Below are 18142 nucleotides of genomic sequence, written 5' to 3'. Positions count from 1 at the left end.
TCATGCGTGAATTCGTTGTCCTTGGAACCGCATCGCAGGTCCCGACTCGGACGCGCAACCACAACGGGTACCTGCTCCGGTGGGACGGCGAGGGTCTGCTCTTCGACCCCGGTGAGGGCACCCAGCGGCAGATGATCCATGCAGGTGTTTCGGCCAACCAGATCACCAGGATCTGCCTCACCCATGTTCACGGAGACCACTGTTACGGGCTTTCCGGCGTGCTCTCACGCATGGCCCTGGACGGCGTGAAGCACCCGGTGCACCTGCACTACCCAGCCTCTGGAGAGGACGTTGTCCGTGCACTCGTATCGGTCGCCTCGCCCGGCATCGACCTTCGCCTGCAACCCCACTCGGGGCCCGGAGAAATCGCAACCGGGCTGGAGGTGAAACCACTGCGTCACCGCATCGAAGCCTACGGCTACCGGCTGACCGAGCCGGACAGCCGCACCATGCTGCCTGGGCGGCTGGCGGCGGCGGGTATTTCCGGACCGGACGCCGGGCGGCTGCAGCGCGAGGGAGAGCTCCACGGCGTGCGGCTGGAGGACGTCAGCGTGCCGCGCAAGGGCCAGGGTTTCGCCTTCATCATGGACACCGCCCCGTGTGAGGGCGCCGAGGGGCTCGCCGACGGCGTCGACCTCCTCGTCACCGAATCAACGTTTAGCGACGACGACGTCGCTTTGGCTGCGCAGTATGCGCACCTGACGGCGGGCCAGGCCGGGGATTTGGCCGCCAATGGCGGCGCCGGGAAGCTGGTTCTCACCCACTTCTCCGCACGGTACGGCGACGTGACCATCCTGGCCGAGCAGGCCCGCGCTCGCTCAGGAGGAACCGCCGTCGTGCCCGCCAACGACCTGGACCGGATCAGCCTTCCCAAACGGGAGCGGCCGTCCTCCTGACCGGCGGCAAAACGAAGCCGGCAGAAAAAGTAGAATTAACCAGACATGCAATGTTCCTACTTCGATGCCGCCCGCTGCCTCTCCTGCACCCACATGGGCAAGCCGTACGGCGACCAGCTTGCCGGCAAGCAGCTGCACTGCCAGACGCTGCTCTCCGACCACACCTCCCTGGAGTGGCTGCCGCCTGTCGCGAGCCGCGAGTCCGGCTTCCGCAACAAGGCCAAAATGGTGGTGGGCGGAACGGCCAGGAACCCCACCATCGGGATCCTTGACGCCGAGGGCCGGGGCGTTGACCTTCGCGAGTGCGGCGTCTGCTCGCCAGGACTGCTCGCCTGCTTTCCCGTCCTGGCGGCCTTCATCACCCGCGCCCATCTCACGCCCTATGATGTCCCGCGGCGCAGCGGCGAGCTCAAGCACCTGATCATCACCGAGTCCCCCGACGGCGAGATCATGCTGCGCCTGGTTCTGCGCTCGGAAAAGCTGTTGCCGCGCATCCGGCAGCACCTCCCCGCGCTCCTGGCCGCCCTGCCGCAGGTGAAGGTGGTCTCAGTCAACCTGCATCCGGAACACAAGGCAGTCCTTGAGGGCGACCGCGAGATACTCCTCACCGAGCAGTCCACGCTGCGGATGCGCGTCAATGACCTCGACCTCCACCTTCGGCCGCAGAGCTTCTTCCAGACGAACAGCGACATGGCAGCGGCCCTGTACCGGCAGGGGCGCGAGTGGGTTAACGAACTGGCGCCGGCGTCCGTCTGGGACCTGTACTGCGGCGTGGGCGGCTTCGCCCTGCACTGCGCCGACCCGTCACGTGAGGTCACCGGCATTGAAACCAGCAGTGAAGCCATCGTTTCGGCAAGGCTCAGCAGCGACGAGGCCGGCCTGCAGCGCATGAGCTTCCAGGCCGGAGATGCCACGGCGTTTGCCCTCGCCGCGGAGCAGACGCCCGAGTTGGTGATCGTTAATCCGCCACGGCGGGGCATCGGCAAGGAGCTGTGCGGCTGGCTGGAATCGTCCTCCGTGCAGCATGTGGTCTACTCCAGCTGCAACGCGCAGTCACTGGCCCGGGACCTGGCTGCACTCCCCTCGTTCACGGCGCGGCGGGCGCGGGTCCTGGACATGTTCCCGCAAACCACGCACTACGAAGTGATGGTGCTGCTCGAACGGGCCTGACCGGCCAGCATTTCTTGATCCGAACATCGGCAAAAGTTTCTTCTGTCTTGAGGTCCCCGCGCGAAAGTGTCCGGTAAGCCGCACAACGAGGTCGCGGCCCGACCGATGGGCGAGGCATGCAGGGGACAGCAGCAGGCGGTGCGAAGTGAACAGCACAGAAGACACACCCGTGCTGGACACCGGCCCGCTGCAGGTCCTTGCCACGGAAGTGGGTCCCGCCTTCGCAGAGGCCTTCATGGACGACTACCTGCAGATGCTGCCCGAGCGGGCGTCGAAAATCCTCCGCGCCCTGGCCAGCGGTGACCCGCGGATGGCGGCCGACGCCGTCGTGAGCCTGAGGGCGACCTCCGCCATGGCGGGAGCCCTGCGGCTGGAGCGGTGCTGCAGCGAGCTGGAAGCACGCATCCGAAGGGGCCAGCGGCTGGAACCGGATGCCATCAGGGCGGTGCTGTACGCAAACATCCGCCTGCTGGTTCGTGAAGCCGGCCGCCAGGGGCATCTGCCGCGGCCCAGGCCGAAGGGCCAGGACCCAAATTAAGCAGGCCGGACTAGACAGGGGCCGGACTAGACAGGGGCCGGACTAGAATCGTCGGACAAGATCGCCTGAAGAGCAGCCGCATGGCTGAACCGTTCACAGGAGGATTCACATGAGCCGCACGAGCACCAGCCCAGTCGCCCCGGTGGCCGCCACAGCTGCACAGACCATTTTCCGCGTCGGCCTGGGCAGCGTCCTTTTCGCCCACGTCACCCAGAAGCTTTTCGGCTGGTTCGGCGGCGGCGGGATCGAAGGCACCAGCAAGGGAATGCACGCCATGGGGTTCCGGCCCGCAAAGCCAAGCGCAGTCCTGGCCGGCCTCGGCGAAGCGGGAGCCGGCCTCGCCCTGGCCCTCGGGTTCGGGACTCCGGCGGCCGGTGCGGCGGCCGCCACCACCATGGGCGTTGCGGCCAGCGTGCACGCCCCCAACGGCTTCTTTGCCACGGAAGGCGGCCTTGAATACCCGGCTGTCCTCGGCCTTGCGGCAGCCTCCTTCACGATCGGCGGCCCGGGCAGCTTCTCGCTCGACTCCGTCACGGGCCACGTCCTGGACCGCCCCTGGATGCGGGCCGTTGCCCTGGCTGTCATTCCGACGGCGATCGCCATCCAGGTCTTCCGCCGCCAGCAGGCGCTGGCCGGCGACGCGTCGGGCACGGACGCCGCGAGCGCCGCGGGGACGGACACCGCGGTTTAGCAAAGGCTAGACGTACTTCTTGAACCACGCCAACGTGTCGTTCCAGGCCGCCGTTGCCTGTTGCTCGTTGTAGCGGTCACCTGTGTCGTTGTGGAACGCGTGGTCGACGCCGGGATAGACCTTGAGCTGGTTGCGCACACTGGTGGCCGCGAGGGCATCCCGCAACTGCGGCATGGGACCGGTAATCCGGTCGTCCTGTTCAGCGTAGACGCCGAACACCGCAGGCTTGATAGAGGGCACCTTGTCCAGATCAGGCGCGGGTCCGTAGAAGGCCGAAGTGGCTTTGAGGCCGGTGATCTCCACCGCGGACTGCCAGGTGATGCCGCCGCCGAAGCAGTATCCGGTCATGGCGATCCGGCCCTGCTCCACGAAGTCCTGCTTCTGGAGGTAGTCAAACCCCGCGGCGAAGTCGGAGACGTGCCGCTGGGCGCCGGCCTGCGTCAGGGCGCCAGGAACAGCATCCCGGTCCAGGCTTGCCGTGCCGCCTTCCCTGCTCAGCAGGTCGATCGCCAGGGCGGCATAGCCTTCCTTCGCGAAGCGCCGGGCCACATCCTGTATATGCGGAGTCAGTCCCCGGTTCTCATGGCAGACCAGGACGGCGGGTCCAGGCTTCCCGGACCCGGGCCGGGCGAGGTAAGCGCTGATCTCGGTGCCGCCGGACGGGAACGTCACTGTCGAGGTCGTAATTCCTGCTGCTCCCTCGGGAACGGAAAGCGGGCTCTTTGCCCCCGGAACAGCGCCGCCGGAGGCGGTGCCCGTGGCCGGACCCGACGTCGGGGTGGGGGTTGGCATGGGATCGGTGCTGCGCGGCACTTCCTGCGGCGTGCACCCGACCAGGAGCATTGCGGCGGCCGCAGCTGCCATGCTGCCGGTAATGAAGGCCACCCGGCGGGTGAAGGTGTGCTGGGTCAGGGCCCCGGCCCGGTAATCGTCGAAAAATTCCTCGATCAGGTACTTCTCAAACTTCCCAAGCTGGGTCACTGCGGCCTCCTGGAGTTTTTGCCGCTTATCCTCCTCCGACCGCCAAGGCCAGGCAAGGGCATCGAGGTCTGTCAGGCGTGGACGCCGCCTTTCAGGCCCCTCGCGTATGCGGCCTGCCCCGCGTGCTGGAGGCAGTCGGCAATCGTGCTGACCAGCCGGACACCGAAGGTGACCGGCGGGTCCCAGTGGGTATCGACGACGCGGTCAAGGCCATCATCATCAAGGCTGTTCAGAACTTCCCTGGTCTGCCGGTGGACCGCCTCGTAGTAATCAGCGAGCAGCTCCCGCGGAGCCCGCACGGCGTCGACCTTGTCGGACGAATGGCCGTAGCCGGTGTCCCGTTCCGGAAGCGGCAAACCAAAACGGCCAGCAAAGCCCTGCGCGGTCCAGACCTGCGGCAGCCCGGCCGCCGCAGCGACCTGCGCGTCTTCCACACGGCTGAGGTGCCAGATCAGCCATGCGATGGAATTTCCGTTGCCGGCAGGACGGCGGACCAGGGTGTCGTCATCGATCCCGTCGAGCGTGTCTTCCACGATTTCGCGGATGCGGCCAAAGGCGTCCAGCAGCACTTCATTGGATTTCATCGGGTCCCCTTACATTTGACTGTGGGCGGCGACGGCGGGGTCGGAACCGATGCGGGCACCCGACTCGAGGGCGGTGATCCCGCTAATCTCCTCTGTCGTGAGCACGACGCCGGCGGCCGCCAGGTTGTCCCGCATACGGGCGCTGTTGGCTGACTTTGGAATGACAATGGTGCCGTGCGAGAGGTGCCAGGCCAGCACAACCTGGGCCGGGCTGACGCCGTACTTTTCAGCAGCGGTCGCCACTGGCTCAGCGTTCAGGTCGGCACCCTGGCCGAGGGGGCTGTACGCCTCCACGGCGATGCCCAGGGAGCGGCTCTTCGCCGCCAGTTCGGACTGCTGGAATGTCGGGTGCAGCTCAAACTGGTTGACAGCCGGAACTACGTCCGCCGACTGGAGGAGCGTGTCCAGGTGGTCCGCCAGGAAGTTTGATACGCCGATTGCGCGGATCTCACCGTCGGCGTGCAGGGTCTCCATGGCTTTCCAAGCCTCGGGAAAAAGGTTCCGGGATGGCACCGGCCAGTGGATCAGGTACAGGTCGACGTAGTCCACGCCCAGTTCACGGCAGCTGTTCCGGAAGGCTTCCCGGGCCATGCCCTGCTCGCCGTTCCGCAGCTTGGTGGTGATGAAGATGCCCTCACGGGGGATCCCCGTTGCGGCGATTGCGGCGCCGACGGCGGCCTCGTTGCGGTACGCCGCTGCCGTGTCGATGTGGCGGTAGCCGGCCTCCAGGGCGTCCTCCACAATGCGCTGGGTCTCTTCCGGCGGGACCTGGAAGACTCCGAAGCCAAGTTGGGGGATCTCGACGCCGTTGTTCAGGGTGATGTTCGGGACGGCAGTGTTTGGCGTCATTGGCTTCTTCCGTTGCTGGGGCGGGTCATCCTAAGTATGCCCCGCACAGGGGACGACGGCGGAGCAACGTGAGGGTGGGCGGGCCACCTGGACCATTGGTATGACTCCAAAGAAGACATGCGCCCAACACGGCCAGCGCAATAGTCCAGGTTGTTCTCTGCCGTTTCAGGCCCGCTGCGGACAATTATCCTCGAGATCGTGTCACATCACGACGCCGACCCCGCGCCATACTGGTGTCGGGGCCTTATGGCAGGGCCGATGCAAGGGGGAAGCCATGAGCAGGGAGACAAGCCAGGCCGGGCCGCACTGGCGCCGCGTCATGGCAGCGCTCGCCAACCACGATGCGCGGACGGCCTACGCACAGATTGTGCTGGGTGCCACGCTCCCGGATGCGGGTGCCGGGCAGGCCGGCCGACGGCGGGACCGGGCCATCGCCGTCCTGCTCGAGGCAGGCCTGGTGGAGCGCAAAGCCGGCAACGAACTGAAGGCTTCCGACTCCATCTTCCGGGACCTCCTCACACAGCAGCCCAAGCGCCAGGCCAAAACTGGTGTGGCCCGCTTCATGCGCCTGGGCCGGATCGACAGGTATCCGGCCAACCAGGCGGACCGCCGGGAACTCCTGGCCTGGATTGCCGGCGAATCCTTCCAACCAGGCGAGAAGCTCACCGAGCGGCAGGTCAACGAGCGCCTCCTGAGTTACACGGACGATGTTGTGCTGCTGCGCCGCTACCTGGTTGATTTCGGCGTGCTGGACCGGACGCCGTCGGGATCTTCCTACTCTCTGCCTCAAGAGGGATAGGCGAGATTCCTAACCCAGACCTCGCCGGTCAGACCCCGCCGGTCAGTCGCCGCGCGCCTTCCGGGTGGCGGCGTCGTTGGCTTTCCGCAGCGCCTCGACAAGTTCGTTCTTGTCCATCTTAGAACGGCCCTCGATGTTGAGCTCCTGGGCCCGCTGGTAGAGGTGCTCCTTGGAAGCGTTCGCATCCACGCCTCCGGCGGTCGGCGCCGATGAATCCACACCCTCCTCGGCGCGCTCGTCGGACGGGCCGCGCTTCTCCTTCGGCTCCCAGTGGTCGCCCACCTTTTCGTAGCTGTGCTTAAGGGAGGCGTAGGCTGTCCGGGCAGCACGGCCCTCGTCGTTGTCGTAGGACTCGAGGGCTGAATCGTAGGTCTTCGCGAAAGTGTCCTGGGCTTTCTGCTCGGAACGCTGCAGCGTCGAGGGAAGCTCTTCCTTCCGGGCGTGATCGTTCTTGCCGGTCTTGGGCATGCCACCCACGCTCCTTCATCAACAGACTGGCCCTGCGGATGGAACCAGCTTAGGCATTTGCCTCGCCCATATCGAGGCCTGTCTTCGTTGCCGGGAGCACTGCTGTGGCGGGGTACTGATGTGGTTGAGTTAGCACATGGCCTCACCGATTGAGGAATACGGCTTCATATCCGACCTGCACACCGGCGCGCTGGTTTCGCGCGAGGGCAGTATCGATTGGCTGTGCCTCCCGAGGTTCGACTCCGAGTCGATTTTCGCTGCACTCGTCGGAGACGAAAGCAATGGCCGGTGGCTGCTGGCCCCTTCCCGCAACGTCGGACACAGCTTCGAGCCCGTCGTGGTGCGGCGCAGTTACAGGCCCTCTACGTTCATACTCGAGACTCTTTGGAAAACCGAAGAGGGTGAAGTTCTGGTCACCGAATTCATGCCGGTGGGTGGACACGGCAGTCTGTTGATCCGCAGGGTGCATGGGTTACAGGGTCAGGTTGTGATGCGCCAGGAACTGGAGCTGCGCTTCGGCTACGGAAAGATTCTGCCGTGGGTATGCCGGATTCACGACGACGACGGTGAGGCGCTGCTCGCCGTCGCGGGACCGCAGGCTGTTCTTCTCCGGGCAGCGCACCTCCCCCGCGCGGCCGGCTATTCCCACGTGGGCGAGTTCCCGGTGGCGGCCGGCCAGACTGTTGACCTGCAGTTGCATGCCTTTCCCTCGCACAATGTCCCTCCGCCCGCGATTGACGTAGACCAGGCACTACAGACGACCAGCGCCTACTGGACCAACTGGTCACGTAATTTCATCCCGCAGGGAAGCTACGACCGGGAGGTGGAACGCTCGCTGCTCGTCCTGCGTGCACTGACTCATGCGAGGACCGGCGGCATCGTGGCCGCTCCCACCACCTCCCTGCCGGAAGAATTCGGCGGGGAACGTAACTGGGACTACCGCTATTGCTGGCTCCGGGACGCCGCGCTGACGCTGGAGGCCATGATGACCCACGGGTTCCGGCAAGAGGCGCTCTACTGGCGCAACTGGCTGCTTCGGGCGATTGCCGGAGACCCGCACGATCTGCAAATCATGTATGGAATTGCCGGTGAGCGTGAATTGCCCGAGCGGGTCCTGAACCACTTGGCAGGTTACAGAGGTTCTGCCCCCGTGCGCGTCGGCAACGGCGCGGTCAATCAATACCAGGGGGACGTGGTTGGCGAAGTCATGGTTGCCCTCGCGAAGCTCCGGGACCAGGGCGTGCACGAGGACCACTTCTCCTGGCCGCTCCAGCGGAACATGCTGCTCTACGTCGAGAACAACGCAAGCCGCAAGGATCATGGCATCTGGGAGATGCGGGGTGAGAAACGGGATTTCACTCATTCCCGCGTCATGATGTGGGCTGCTTTGGACCGCGGGGTGCGGGCCGTGGAGCAGCACGGTCTCGACGGTCCGGTGGAGCGGTGGGCGGAGCTGCGGGACCACCTCCGTTCGGAAATCCTGGAGCGGGGTTTCAACAAGGAGATCAACTCCTTCACCCAGACATACGGACGCACCGACGTCGACGCGTCCCTTCTTGTCCTGCCCCAGGTGGGCTTTCTGGCTTACGACGACGACAGGATCCTCGGCACGGTGTCCCGCCTGGAACGCGACCTCCTTGACGGGAACGGCCTGCTTTTGCGGTACCGGACGGAAACCTGCCTGGACGGGCTTGCCCCAGGGGAACACCCCTTTCTTGCCTGCTCCTTCTGGCTCGTGGAGCAGTATTCCCGGACCGGCCGGGTGTCGGAAGCAAAGTCACTCATGGACAAGCTCATCGGCTTAGGCAATGACTTGGGGCTGCTGAGTGAGGAGTACGACGCAATAGAACATCGCATGGCGGGAAATTACCCTCAGGCATTCTCACACCTGGCTCTGATCCGGGCTGCGGACGCCCTTAACGGTGCGGTCCGTCATCTCAAACGCACGATGGCGTAGGCAACCCGCAGCTGCCTTGCCCCGATGCCGCGCCGTGTTCCGCTTCATGCGGGTGGCAGGTCAAATACGGTGCCGAAACCAGCGGCACGCACATCCCGTGCTGCAGCCAGCCTGCCCAGCCGGTGGAGAGCTTCCATGTTCTCCGGGACATCCATGGCACTCAGCGAAGCCACCTCCTCCGTTCCGGCAAGCGTTTCATCCAGGGCGCGGACACTGTCCGGGCGCAGGTCCACGTTGTAGCGCAGGTAACTCATCAAGGGGGCGCCGTTGAGAAGATCGCCTGTCAGTGTCCCAAGTTCCCGGTCGATTACCCTCGCCGTCGGGCTTTCGGACATCCACTGCAGCATTGTTTCCTGCAGCACTGCACAGTCCTGCAGCACCGACTTCAGCGCTCGCAAGGCGTGGCTGGCAGCCAGCTTCGCCCTGCCGACAGCAGGATCAGCCACACCGGTCCCCACCGACACCAGCAGGAGCTTCTCACCCCCGGTCTCCCAGCCCACGCGGTAGCCTCCCAAGGTGGCGTACATCAGTGCCTGCAGTGCAGGGTTGTTGAATGGACTCACTCCCCCGTCAACAAAGCTGCCTGTCACAGGGCTCAGTCCGGGACCGCCGGTGATGGTGATGGATTCCGGTTCGAAGTATGACGGCGCGGCCGTGGAGGCCCGGACAACCTGCCACAGAGGATAGTCTCCGTTGCCCATTCTGCCGCTGGCGCCGGCAACGAAATAGCGGCCCCGCGGATTGTTGCTCAGCGGCCACGGGCTGCCGCTGTCCAGGCGTTTGACGACAACCAGCAGTCCGGTCAGCAATTGCGGACCGCCCAGTGTGGTGTCCACCCCAAAGAGATCCTTCAATTCGGAGACCAGGACCCGCTCGTCGTACCTGGCGCGCAGTAGCTCCTGGCGGAACAGGCTACGTTGAAACACCCGCTGGCCGAGGCTGAAATATCTGTCGCTGACTTCCTGGACACTCCGGCCCTGGGCAAGAGCCGCCGCGATGATGGCACCGGTCGACGTCCCTGCAATCAGGTCAAAGTAGTGGCACAGGCGGAAGCCTTCCCCACAGCCATGGCGCTCGCGCAGCAGTTCCTCGATCCTGCCCAGAATGCCGAGGCTCAAAACTCCGCGAAGTCCCCCGCCGTCAAGTGCAAGGATCCGTTTCGGCCTGCCGTCACTGCGGAAATGATCGTCTCTGGTCAGAATCTGGTACGGCATCTGGATGCCTCTTCTCATGTGGAGCGGCACTAAGGCCATGGTAGTCGCAGAATGCGTGCTGGCACGGATCCGGATCCGGTCCGTCGGCGGGCACCATGGAAGGGCGCGCAGCTCAGGAGAGCGGCCCGTTCACGATCGGCAAGAGGCCCAAGGAGCACACAAAGTGTTGTCCACGCATGAATCGATGAGCACCATCGACCCGGCACATGGCACTGATGCAGAAGACCCTGCCCAAACGCTCGATCAGCACTGGACCCGCATGCAGTTGCAGGCTGCGGCGGAAATGGACAGGAAGGTTCAGCGGCATCCCCAGCACATGCTCGCACGGATGGCCCTGGCCAATCTCGGCAGCACGTCGAGCCTTGAACGCATCCGGACCAGCGTGGCACGGACACTCGGAGGAACCGCGGGTACGCATTACATCGTTGCCGCCCTTCACCTTGCCCACCTGGCACGGACCTTCCCGCAGTCCCTGTCCGCTACGCAGCGGGCCCTCCTCCTGGCCCCGCTGGAGGCAGCGGAAAATGCTCAGGTTCAACTGGTTGTCTGCTGATGCCGCATGCTGACTACTGTGAGCCGCGGCCCTGACCGACCCCGCGCAGATACGTGAGAACGGCCAGCACCCGCCTGTGGTCCTCTGGCTCAGGCCGCAAATCGAGCTTCAGGAAAATACTTCGGATATGCGCCTCGACCGTGCGTTCTCCCAGGAAGAGCGATTTTCCGATGGCCTGGTTGGTTCGCCCTTCGGCCATCAGTTCAAGGACGCTCTTCTCCCGGTCCGTGAGGTCATCGCCTGGGGAGTGGCCTTTGTGCGGGCGGGCGATCAGGCGTGTGACCAGGTCCGGGTCGATCGCTGTGCCGCCGGAAGAGACGCGGTGCAATGCGTCAATGAATTCGTCGACGTCGGATACCCGTTCCTTGAGCAGGTAGCCCAATCCTTTGGCACCGCTCTTTAGGAGGGACATCGCGTTTTCCGTTTCCACGTACTGGGAGAGCAGGAGAACGCCTACGTCCGGGTGTTTGCTCTTTATCGTTTCAGCCGCCTGGATGCCCTCAACGGTGTAACTGGGGGGCATGCGGATGTCCACGACGGCCACATCCGCGCCGTGCTCGTCAATCACTTCCAGTAGCTGCGCCCCGTCAGAAGCCTCACCCACGATCTCCAGGCCCTCCGATTCCAGCAGGGCGGCTAGCCCGCGGCGGAGCAGAGCAGAGTCATCAGCAATGGCAACCCGCAGTGTCATGGCAGGCCGCGTTCCGGGTCTGCGGAGAAGGGTAGGACGGCACGGATCGTCGTCCCCTTGCCTGCGGGACTGTCAATTGCCAGCGTACCGCCGAGTGCCGCGGCGCGGTCCGCTATCCCCAGTAGGCCCCCATCGGGTCCCGGCTGTGCACCACCGATTCCGTTGTCCGTTATCTCCATTCGGATCTCTCCTTCGTTTCCGTCGATGCAGATTCCTACCAAAGAGGCATTGGCGTACTTCGCAGCGTTGGTGGTGGCCTCAGCGCAAATGAAGTAGGCAGCCAACTCCACGTGGGCCGGCAGCCCGTTGCATCCCTTGATGTCCAGCTTTATGGGCAGCGGCGACCGTTCCGCGAGCGCGGTGATGGAGCCGGCCAGCCCCCTCTCCCGTAGCGAAGGCGGATAGACACCCCTTGCGAGTTCGCGGAGTTCCTCAAGTGCGTCCGAAAGATCGGCCTGTGCCTGCTCGACCAGGCTTCGTACCTCCTGCGAGTCCCTGGCCCGCTGGGCACGTGCCAGCTCCATTGACACCGCAACCAGTCGTTGCTGGGCTCCGTCGTGCAGGTCCCGTTCCAGCTGGCGGCGACGGGAGTCTCCGGCGGTAACTATCCGCTCCCTGGAGCGGCGGACCTCAACGAGCTGGTCCCGGAGCTGTTGTTCCATCTGCTGGTTTTCCAGCGCCAGCGAAGTCGCACTGCGGACTGCTGCCAGCAGCTGCGGCTGATCCAGAAGCGCCTCATCGAAGACCAAAGCACCGACTGGTGTTCCGTGGCGTTCCAGAATCATGGAGGCGCGTCCATTTGCGCCATCCGGCAGCGCCTGTGGACTCCCCTTGCTGTCAACAAAAGACGCCTGGCCGGGCAGGCAATAATACAAAGAGAGGGTGGGGTCATGGACTGATCGCCGAAGCGCGCCGATAAGTCTCTCGCTGACGGGGGCTGAGCCCACTTCCACCATGAGGTCACCGAGGGCGCCCCGCGCGAACCGGTAGCGCCACAGCCCAAACAGGACTGCCAGCGGCACCACGGCGGTCGCCGGGTATTGCCAGAGCAATGCTTCCGAGGACAGGGATCCGGACAGTTGGGCCACCGCCAGTGATACCCATATAGTGGCCGCAGTTTTGACGATCACGGCGAGCCACAGGGGCAGGAATGCCGACCGGTAGGCCTTTGTTCCAGCACGCAATCGGCGGATCAGGACCACTACAATCCCGATTCCCACCGAGATCTGGAATGTGCGGACGGCATTTCCGAGGGCCGCCACGAGCGGCGGGCTGTCCCATAGAAGCAGCAGATTGCGGGACGTGGATTCACCTACGGTGGCATGCAGACGTGGGTCCAGGAAGGCCCAGGCTACTACGGGGGCAAGCAGCCAGGAAGCGTAAAAACCGGCCACGGCGGCCTTCTCGATTCGAGTTCTAAGGGCACCCGACGGAAAGCTGAGGGCCAACTGCAACAGGGGCGGCTGATACATCAGCGTCAGAGTCACGCCAAGCGTAAAGGCCACGGGGTCGCTGGAACGGCGGATCCCCGACGCCAGCCAGAGCCAGCCGGCCACCACCAACAGCAGCCCGGGGTTCCGGAACGGCCGGCTCCGCCAGGCCGTCACGCCGGCGAGAACGAATGCCAGGCCGACGAGCAGGAACAACGTCAACTCAAAAACAGTGAACGGAATCCGGTTCGGGTTCTCCCCCCAGCGGAGTACGCCTTGGGCGTTCAAACTCAATGTCCGGGCAGGATCCTGCAGGGCTGTGGGGGACCAATCGATACACACCAGGACCAGGACTACGAAGCCCGCCGTCACCCCGATGACTGCAGTGAGTTGCCGCGGAGTCATTTGTCTCTCCGACGGTTTCCTGGCGCGTCAGGGGGAACTGGAAGGTCGGGGCAGACCTTGATGTAGTCGATGCCCGGAGACACCCAGTCACGCCACTGTCTGTGGCTGATGTTTTGGGAAAGCTTCGTGCACAATGTATCGGACGGGGTGAGGGGCGAGGGCCATAGCCTCACCGTGCTGTCGTCGCCCGCGGTGGCGATCCGCCGCCCGTCAGGGCTGAACGCCACGCTGTACACCGGGCCCTCGTGTCCGCGCATTGGTTTGACGAGGGGTTCGCCGGTCTCGGCGTCCCACAGCCGAACGGTGCCATCATCACCCCCGGTGCTGATTCGGAGTCCGTCGGGGCTGAACGCCACGCTGTCTACCGGCCCCTCGTGTCCGGCAATCGGCTTGACGAGGGTCTCGCCCGTTTCCGAGTCCCACCGCTCCACCTTGCCATCGGTACCGCCGGAGGCGATACGGCTCCCGTCTGGGCTGAACACAACGCTCGTCACCGCATCCTTGTGCCCCGTCAAAGGATCCCCTACCGCGCCGCCTGTTTCTGTGTCCCACCGCCTGACCGTCCCATCGGCGCCGCCGGAGACAATCCTCTGGCCGTCGGGACTGAACGCCACGCTCGTCACGGCATCTTTGTGGCCGGTCATCGGATCGCCCAGGGCCCGGCCCGCTTCTGCGTCCCACCGTCTCACCGAACCGTCTGCACTGCCGGAGACGATCCAGCGGCCGTCGGGACTGAACGCTACGCCCGTCACCGCATCCTTGTGGCCGGTGAGAGGCTTACCGACAGCCCGGCCGGCCGCGGCGTCCCAGCGCTTCAGCGTACTGTCGGCGCCACCGGAGACAATCCTCCGGCCGTCGGGGCTGAACGCCACGCTCGTCACCGCATCCTTGTGGCCGGTGAGAGGCTTACCGACAGCCCGGCCCGTGTCCGGGTTCCATATCCGGAGTGTGCCGTCGTTACCCCCCGAAAGGATCCGGCGGCCATCGGGGCTGAACGCCACACTCCTCACTGCATCCTTGTGTCCAGTCATGGGTTGCCCGACGCCCCGCCCCGGGTCCGGCTCCCACAGCCGCAATGTGGTGTCGTTGCCCCCGGACGCGATCCGGCGCCCATCCGGACTGAAGGCCACACTCGTCACCGCACCACGGTTGTTTCCGACCATCGGTTCGCCAACGGCCCGGCCCGTCTGCGGGTCCCACACCCGGACCGTCCCGTCAGCACCGCCTGAGACAGCTCGGCGCCCGTCGGGACTGAACGCCACACTCGTCACCGTGCCCTTATGCCCCTGCATCGGTTTGCCGGCTGCACGGCCCGTCGTCGAGTCCCATGGCCGCACCATTGCGTCACGGCTTCCGGAGAGTGCCCGGCGGCCGTCGGGGCTGAAGGCGACACTTGTCACGGCTTCCTTGTGTCCGGTTAGCGGCTCGCCGAATGCCCGGACGGTCTTCGCATCCCACAACCTCAAGGTTGCATCGCTACTGCCGGAAAGGATCCGGCGGCCGTCCGGGCTGAACGCCACACTCGTCACCGCATCCTTGTGCCCGGTCAGGGGCTTGCCGAGCGCCCGGCCGGTCTTCACGTCCCACAGCCTCAAGGTGCCGTCGTCGCCACCGGAAACCATGTGGCCGCCGTCGCGGCTAAACGCCACACTCGTCACGGCATCCTTGTGTCCGGTTAGCGGGTCACCGAAAGCGCGGCCGGTCTTCACGTCCCATAACCTCAAGGTGCCGTCGTCACCGCCGGAAACCACGTGCCGGCCGTCGGGGCTGAACGCCACACTCGTCACCGCATCCTTGTGTCCGGCCATGGGCGCGCCCGCAGCCTGGCCAGTCACAACATCCCACAGCCGCACCGTCCCATCTGATCCCCCGGTGAGGATCCTGTTGCCGTCCGGGCTGAACGCCAAACTGCTGATTCTTGTCCGCGTTTCAATGACCTTTTGCAGGTCGCCCTTCATGTTGACGGCGCTCAGCAGTGCGCTTTCGCCTTCTGCGGTCGAGGCAATCGCCTGTGCGGCGAGGATACGCTTAAGACCGTTTACATCGCCGCCATTGCGGGTCCCCTCCAGCATGGCCAGGCCTTCCGTTACAAGACGAAGGGCTGTGGCTTCGCGGTCGCGTGCAATGGCCTCGCGCTCTGCAAAGGAGGCCCAGATGAAGGCAGCTGCGGCAACCATGGTGATGACCACCGCTGACGCCAGGACGATCCTGAGTATGCGGGCCCGTTTACGTATATCCTCTGCGTGCGTCGCGGCCACTTCCTGTTTGTCGCGGGCAGCCTGCAATTCGGCATCCTGCCGCCGCTTCTCAGCTTCAAGCCGTTCCTCTTCCCGGTTTCGCGAGGCGCGGAGGAAACCACTGGCAGTGTCCAGCCGGTCACGGAACCCGGGCTTATCGAACAGTCGCTCGGCACCACTCAGCCTTTCTCCTTCGAAGAGCCATGCCTCGTTGCGGCCGCTGCGTTCCCAGGCAGTTGCTGCGCGTTCCAGGTTGTCGGCCTCCTTAAGATCCTCCTGCTCGGCGGCCAGCCATCCGGTCAGGTCCTGCCATTGGCGCAGCAGGCTCTCCAGAGCTACTTCGACGACGGTCTCCCCGCCCCGCTCATCCCCGACCAGCAGGCGCCGGCTCACCATGGCAGTTATGAGTGGCCGGGCGTCGGCCGGCAGATCGGACAGGCGGGCCATCCGGCGAACCGGCTGGTCGTTGTCCGGGTTGATGGTTGCCAGCCAGGGGATAAACGCCGATTTCAGCCGCTCCAACTGGCCTCGCCGCGTTGCCGGGTCCGGGGAAAGCAAGGTGTCGATTTCGTGCTGCACCACCTCCTGCATTCCACCCATCGCGTGGTATTCCGCCAGACGCAGGTCCCCGTCGCCGCCGTAGTCGCGGTACAGGCGTGCCAGGGTCAGTGAGAGCAGCGGCAAGGTATCCGCACCTTGAACGGAATCCTCCAGCAGCCGATCCACGAGGACGGGCTCGATGTCCAGCGGTCTCCCGGCCCCGGTGGCCCGTGCTGCCGGCCCAAGAATGACCTCCCTGAACCGGGCGACCGGCATCGGTTTGAGCTCGTCGAAGACAACGCTCTTAACTCCCGCCAGCTCAGGTGCGGTCTGTAATGGCTCGTAGAAATCCGAACGGACCGTTGCGGCAACCATTAGTGCCGGCGTGGTCCCATATTCGTGCTCCAGCAAACCGGCCAGCAGTTCAAGGAACCGGGAAGCCTGGGGGCCGGCGTCGGCACTGAAAAGTTCCTCGGCTTGATCCAGCGGCAGGACGAGGGTGGGCGGCGCAGTCCCGGCCGGCACCTCCAGCAGCCGCTCGGCGGCGACTCTCCGGATGTCATCCAGCCATTCCCCGACCTGCAGCGTATCCACTCTGCTGCAGGCATCCTTGATGGCCCCGAGAGTAGGGGTGTCCAGTCCCAGATGCGTGCGCTGGGCGTGGACCGCGCTGGCAAGGCCCCGGTCCCCGGTGAGGGGGCTGCGCTCCGGGCGTACCGTATCCAGCACCAGGAACTGCCGGTCCTCACGCCGCAGCCGCGGCACGAGGCCTGCCCGCAGGAACGACGACTTGCCGGCGCCGGAGGGACCCAGGATCACAAAAAGCGACTCGACGCCGGAGCTGCGCATGGTGCGCAGCGCATCCAGGCCACGGACGATCTGTCCGTCCCGGCCGAAGAATACGGCCGCGTCCGCTTCCTCGAAAGGTTCCCATCCCCGGTAGGGGGACCGGTCAGGATCGTGCGGCGGGGGCCAAACGAAGTGCTCCGCCCCAATCCCTGCACGGCGCAGCCCCTGGTGCAGCCGCCGCAGGCCCTCCGTGAGAAAAACTACAGGATCCACTTCGCCGCGAAGTGGAATTTCGGTGGCGGGTCCGTTGCCGAAGAGGTCGCAACGCTGCCATTCTCCGGTGACGCCTTCCTCAGCCAGAGGCTCAAGCCGGGCGCACAGGATCAGCTTTCCCAAATTCTCCGCGGTCCGGTACTCGGCCATGCACTCGCGGGAGTCCTCCCAGCTGGTGGAGAGCAGGCAGATCACCACCTCGCACCGCTCGTTGGCCCGAAGCAGCGCTTCCTTCCACCGCTCCCCCGGCGCAATGCCCGTCACTGGGTCAAGGTCCAGGAAGATCTCCTCGGCAAGGCCGGGGTCCTGCTCTACCAGCCACTGCTTGAGGGCGACCGCTTGCCCGGTATCCCGGCTGGAATGACTCAGGAAAACACGTGACATGCCGTCTCCTGCCCGCGGAAGCCAATCTCCCAGCCGCACGGAAGTTCGCTGCCCCAGTTCCCCGGCCCTACGCCAGCATCCGTCCCTTCGGTCTGCGTGAATATCACCGATCCGGTGGCTGTTTACAGTCAATATTCCACCCGGGCGTCACCGGCTTCAAGGGTCACGGGGCCTGCATGCAGTGCCTTATCCGTGCACCAAAAATCACGTGCTGGTCGCGGTACGGGATGTGAGGGACACTGATCTCGGCACAGCATTGACCTGCCCCTTGCCTGAAGGGAGGGACCGCTTTGAGTGAGCTCCGCCGCTATAGGCGCAGGCCTGACCATTACGTGGTCGCCGTACCGCTGCGCCTGGACACGGAGGGGTTCACGTACCGCAAGTGGGGCGGCGAACAGACGTGCAAGCCCGGGGACTGGCTGGTGGACGACGACGGCGACATCCACACTGTCGACGCGGAAGTTTTCGCCGCCACCTACAGGCAGGTCCACCGGGGTGCCTACGTGAAAAGCACACCTGTCTGGGCCGAAGTTGCCTCCGAAGCCGGCAGCGTGCCCACCAAGGAAGGCCGCTCCCACTACAGCAGGGGTGACTTTGTGGTGTTCAACAATGAAGACGGCACCGATGGCTATGCCATGACCGCCGAAAGATTCCAGTCCCGCTACGAAGCCGACGAATAGGACGCCAAGACCC

General features: G+C 65.1%; 16 protein-coding genes. 8 read left to right on the top strand and 8 right to left on the bottom strand.

Features of this window, described 5'->3' with window-relative positions:
* Positions 1-2: 2 nt before the first annotated feature.
* The 4 genes from BWQ92_RS20130 (at position 3) to BWQ92_RS20115 (ending at position 3295) form a co-directional block, all read left to right on the top strand.
* The gene (locus BWQ92_RS20130; RefSeq protein WP_076802628.1) at positions 3-896 is read left to right on the top strand and encodes a ribonuclease Z; all 894 of its coding nucleotides are present in this window, start codon (positions 3-5) and stop codon (positions 894-896) included.
* A gap of 45 nt (positions 897-941) precedes the next feature.
* Positions 942-2066, top strand: a complete 1125-nt coding sequence (gene rlmC, locus BWQ92_RS20125) for a 23S rRNA (uracil(747)-C(5))-methyltransferase RlmC (protein ID WP_076802625.1) — start codon at positions 942-944, stop codon at positions 2064-2066.
* A gap of 145 nt (positions 2067-2211) precedes the next feature.
* On the top strand, positions 2212-2604 hold the full coding sequence (locus BWQ92_RS20120; RefSeq protein ID WP_076802623.1) for an Hpt domain-containing protein: 393 nt from the start codon (positions 2212-2214) through the stop codon (positions 2602-2604).
* Between the two features lie 109 nt (positions 2605-2713).
* Positions 2714-3295 carry a DoxX family protein gene (locus tag BWQ92_RS20115; RefSeq protein ID WP_172804315.1) on the top strand — a complete coding sequence of 194 codons (582 nt, stop codon included), beginning with the start codon at positions 2714-2716 and terminating at the stop codon, positions 3293-3295.
* Positions 3296-3301: 6 nt separating this feature from the next.
* On the opposite strand, the gene BWQ92_RS20110 is transcribed toward BWQ92_RS20115, so the two are convergent.
* The 3 genes from BWQ92_RS20110 to BWQ92_RS20100 form a co-directional block, all read right to left on the bottom strand.
* Positions 3302-4276, bottom strand: a complete 975-nt coding sequence (locus BWQ92_RS20110) for a dienelactone hydrolase family protein (RefSeq protein WP_076802620.1) — start codon at positions 4274-4276, stop codon at positions 3302-3304.
* Positions 4277-4347: 71 nt separating this feature from the next.
* Complete coding sequence (locus BWQ92_RS20105) at positions 4348-4860, bottom strand: mycothiol transferase (protein ID WP_076802618.1); 513 nt, start codon at positions 4858-4860, stop codon at positions 4348-4350.
* Between the two features lie 9 nt (positions 4861-4869).
* Positions 4870-5709 (bottom strand): aldo/keto reductase, encoded by an 840-nt coding sequence (locus BWQ92_RS20100; RefSeq protein ID WP_076802616.1) that lies wholly within the window; start codon positions 5707-5709, stop codon positions 4870-4872.
* Positions 5710-5983: 274 nt separating this feature from the next.
* Here BWQ92_RS20100 and BWQ92_RS20095 point away from each other — a divergent pair, with 274 nt between their 5' ends.
* Complete coding sequence (locus BWQ92_RS20095; protein WP_076802613.1) at positions 5984-6508, top strand: DUF2087 domain-containing protein; 525 nt, start codon at positions 5984-5986, stop codon at positions 6506-6508.
* A gap of 42 nt (positions 6509-6550) precedes the next feature.
* Here the strand turns inward: BWQ92_RS20095 and BWQ92_RS20090 are convergent, their stop codons facing one another.
* Positions 6551-6976, bottom strand: a complete 426-nt coding sequence (locus BWQ92_RS20090; protein ID WP_076802611.1) for a ChaB family protein — start codon at positions 6974-6976, stop codon at positions 6551-6553.
* Between the two features lie 136 nt (positions 6977-7112).
* Between BWQ92_RS20090 and BWQ92_RS20085 the strand changes: the two genes are divergently transcribed.
* Positions 7113-8933: a glycoside hydrolase family 15 protein gene (locus BWQ92_RS20085; RefSeq protein WP_076802608.1), complete on the top strand. Its 1821-nt coding sequence runs from the start codon at positions 7113-7115 to the stop codon at positions 8931-8933.
* A 44-nt stretch (positions 8934-8977) separates the two neighbouring features.
* Here the strand turns inward: BWQ92_RS20085 and BWQ92_RS20080 are convergent, their stop codons facing one another.
* Positions 8978-10147: a patatin-like phospholipase family protein gene (locus BWQ92_RS20080; RefSeq protein WP_076802606.1), complete on the bottom strand. Its 1170-nt coding sequence runs from the start codon at positions 10145-10147 to the stop codon at positions 8978-8980.
* Positions 10148-10310: 163 nt separating this feature from the next.
* Between BWQ92_RS20080 and BWQ92_RS20075 the strand changes: the two genes are divergently transcribed.
* Positions 10311-10700: a hypothetical protein gene (locus tag BWQ92_RS20075; protein WP_157365215.1), complete on the top strand. Its 390-nt coding sequence runs from the start codon at positions 10311-10313 to the stop codon at positions 10698-10700.
* A 13-nt stretch (positions 10701-10713) separates the two neighbouring features.
* On the opposite strand, the gene BWQ92_RS20070 is transcribed toward BWQ92_RS20075, so the two are convergent.
* Genes BWQ92_RS20070 through BWQ92_RS20060 form a run of 3 tightly spaced genes read right to left on the bottom strand, consistent with a single transcriptional unit; the run spans position 10714 to position 17449 of the window.
* A complete protein-coding gene (locus tag BWQ92_RS20070) occupies positions 10714-11391 on the bottom strand; it encodes a response regulator transcription factor (protein WP_076802601.1) in 678 nt (225 codons plus the stop codon).
* Complete coding sequence (locus tag BWQ92_RS20065) at positions 11388-13226, bottom strand: sensor histidine kinase (RefSeq protein ID WP_076802599.1); 1839 nt, start codon at positions 13224-13226, stop codon at positions 11388-11390. Before BWQ92_RS20065 ends, BWQ92_RS20070 begins: the two co-directional genes overlap by 4 nt.
* A complete protein-coding gene (locus BWQ92_RS20060; protein WP_076802596.1) occupies positions 13223-17449 on the bottom strand; it encodes an nSTAND1 domain-containing NTPase in 4227 nt (1408 codons plus the stop codon). The genes BWQ92_RS20065 and BWQ92_RS20060 overlap by 4 nt, the downstream gene beginning before the upstream one ends.
* 290 nt (positions 17450-17739) lie before the next feature.
* On the opposite strand from BWQ92_RS20060, the gene BWQ92_RS20055 reads away from it, so the two are divergent.
* A complete protein-coding gene (locus tag BWQ92_RS20055; RefSeq protein WP_076802593.1) occupies positions 17740-18129 on the top strand; it encodes a hypothetical protein in 390 nt (129 codons plus the stop codon).
* Positions 18130-18142: the final 13 nt, after the last annotated feature.

This window comes from Arthrobacter sp. QXT-31, from assembly GCF_001969265.1.
In the GTDB taxonomy this organism is placed as follows: domain Bacteria; phylum Actinomycetota; class Actinomycetes; order Actinomycetales; family Micrococcaceae; genus Arthrobacter.
Note: the sequence above shows the minus strand (reverse complement) of the source record. Positions and strands in the feature narration are given on the sequence as shown.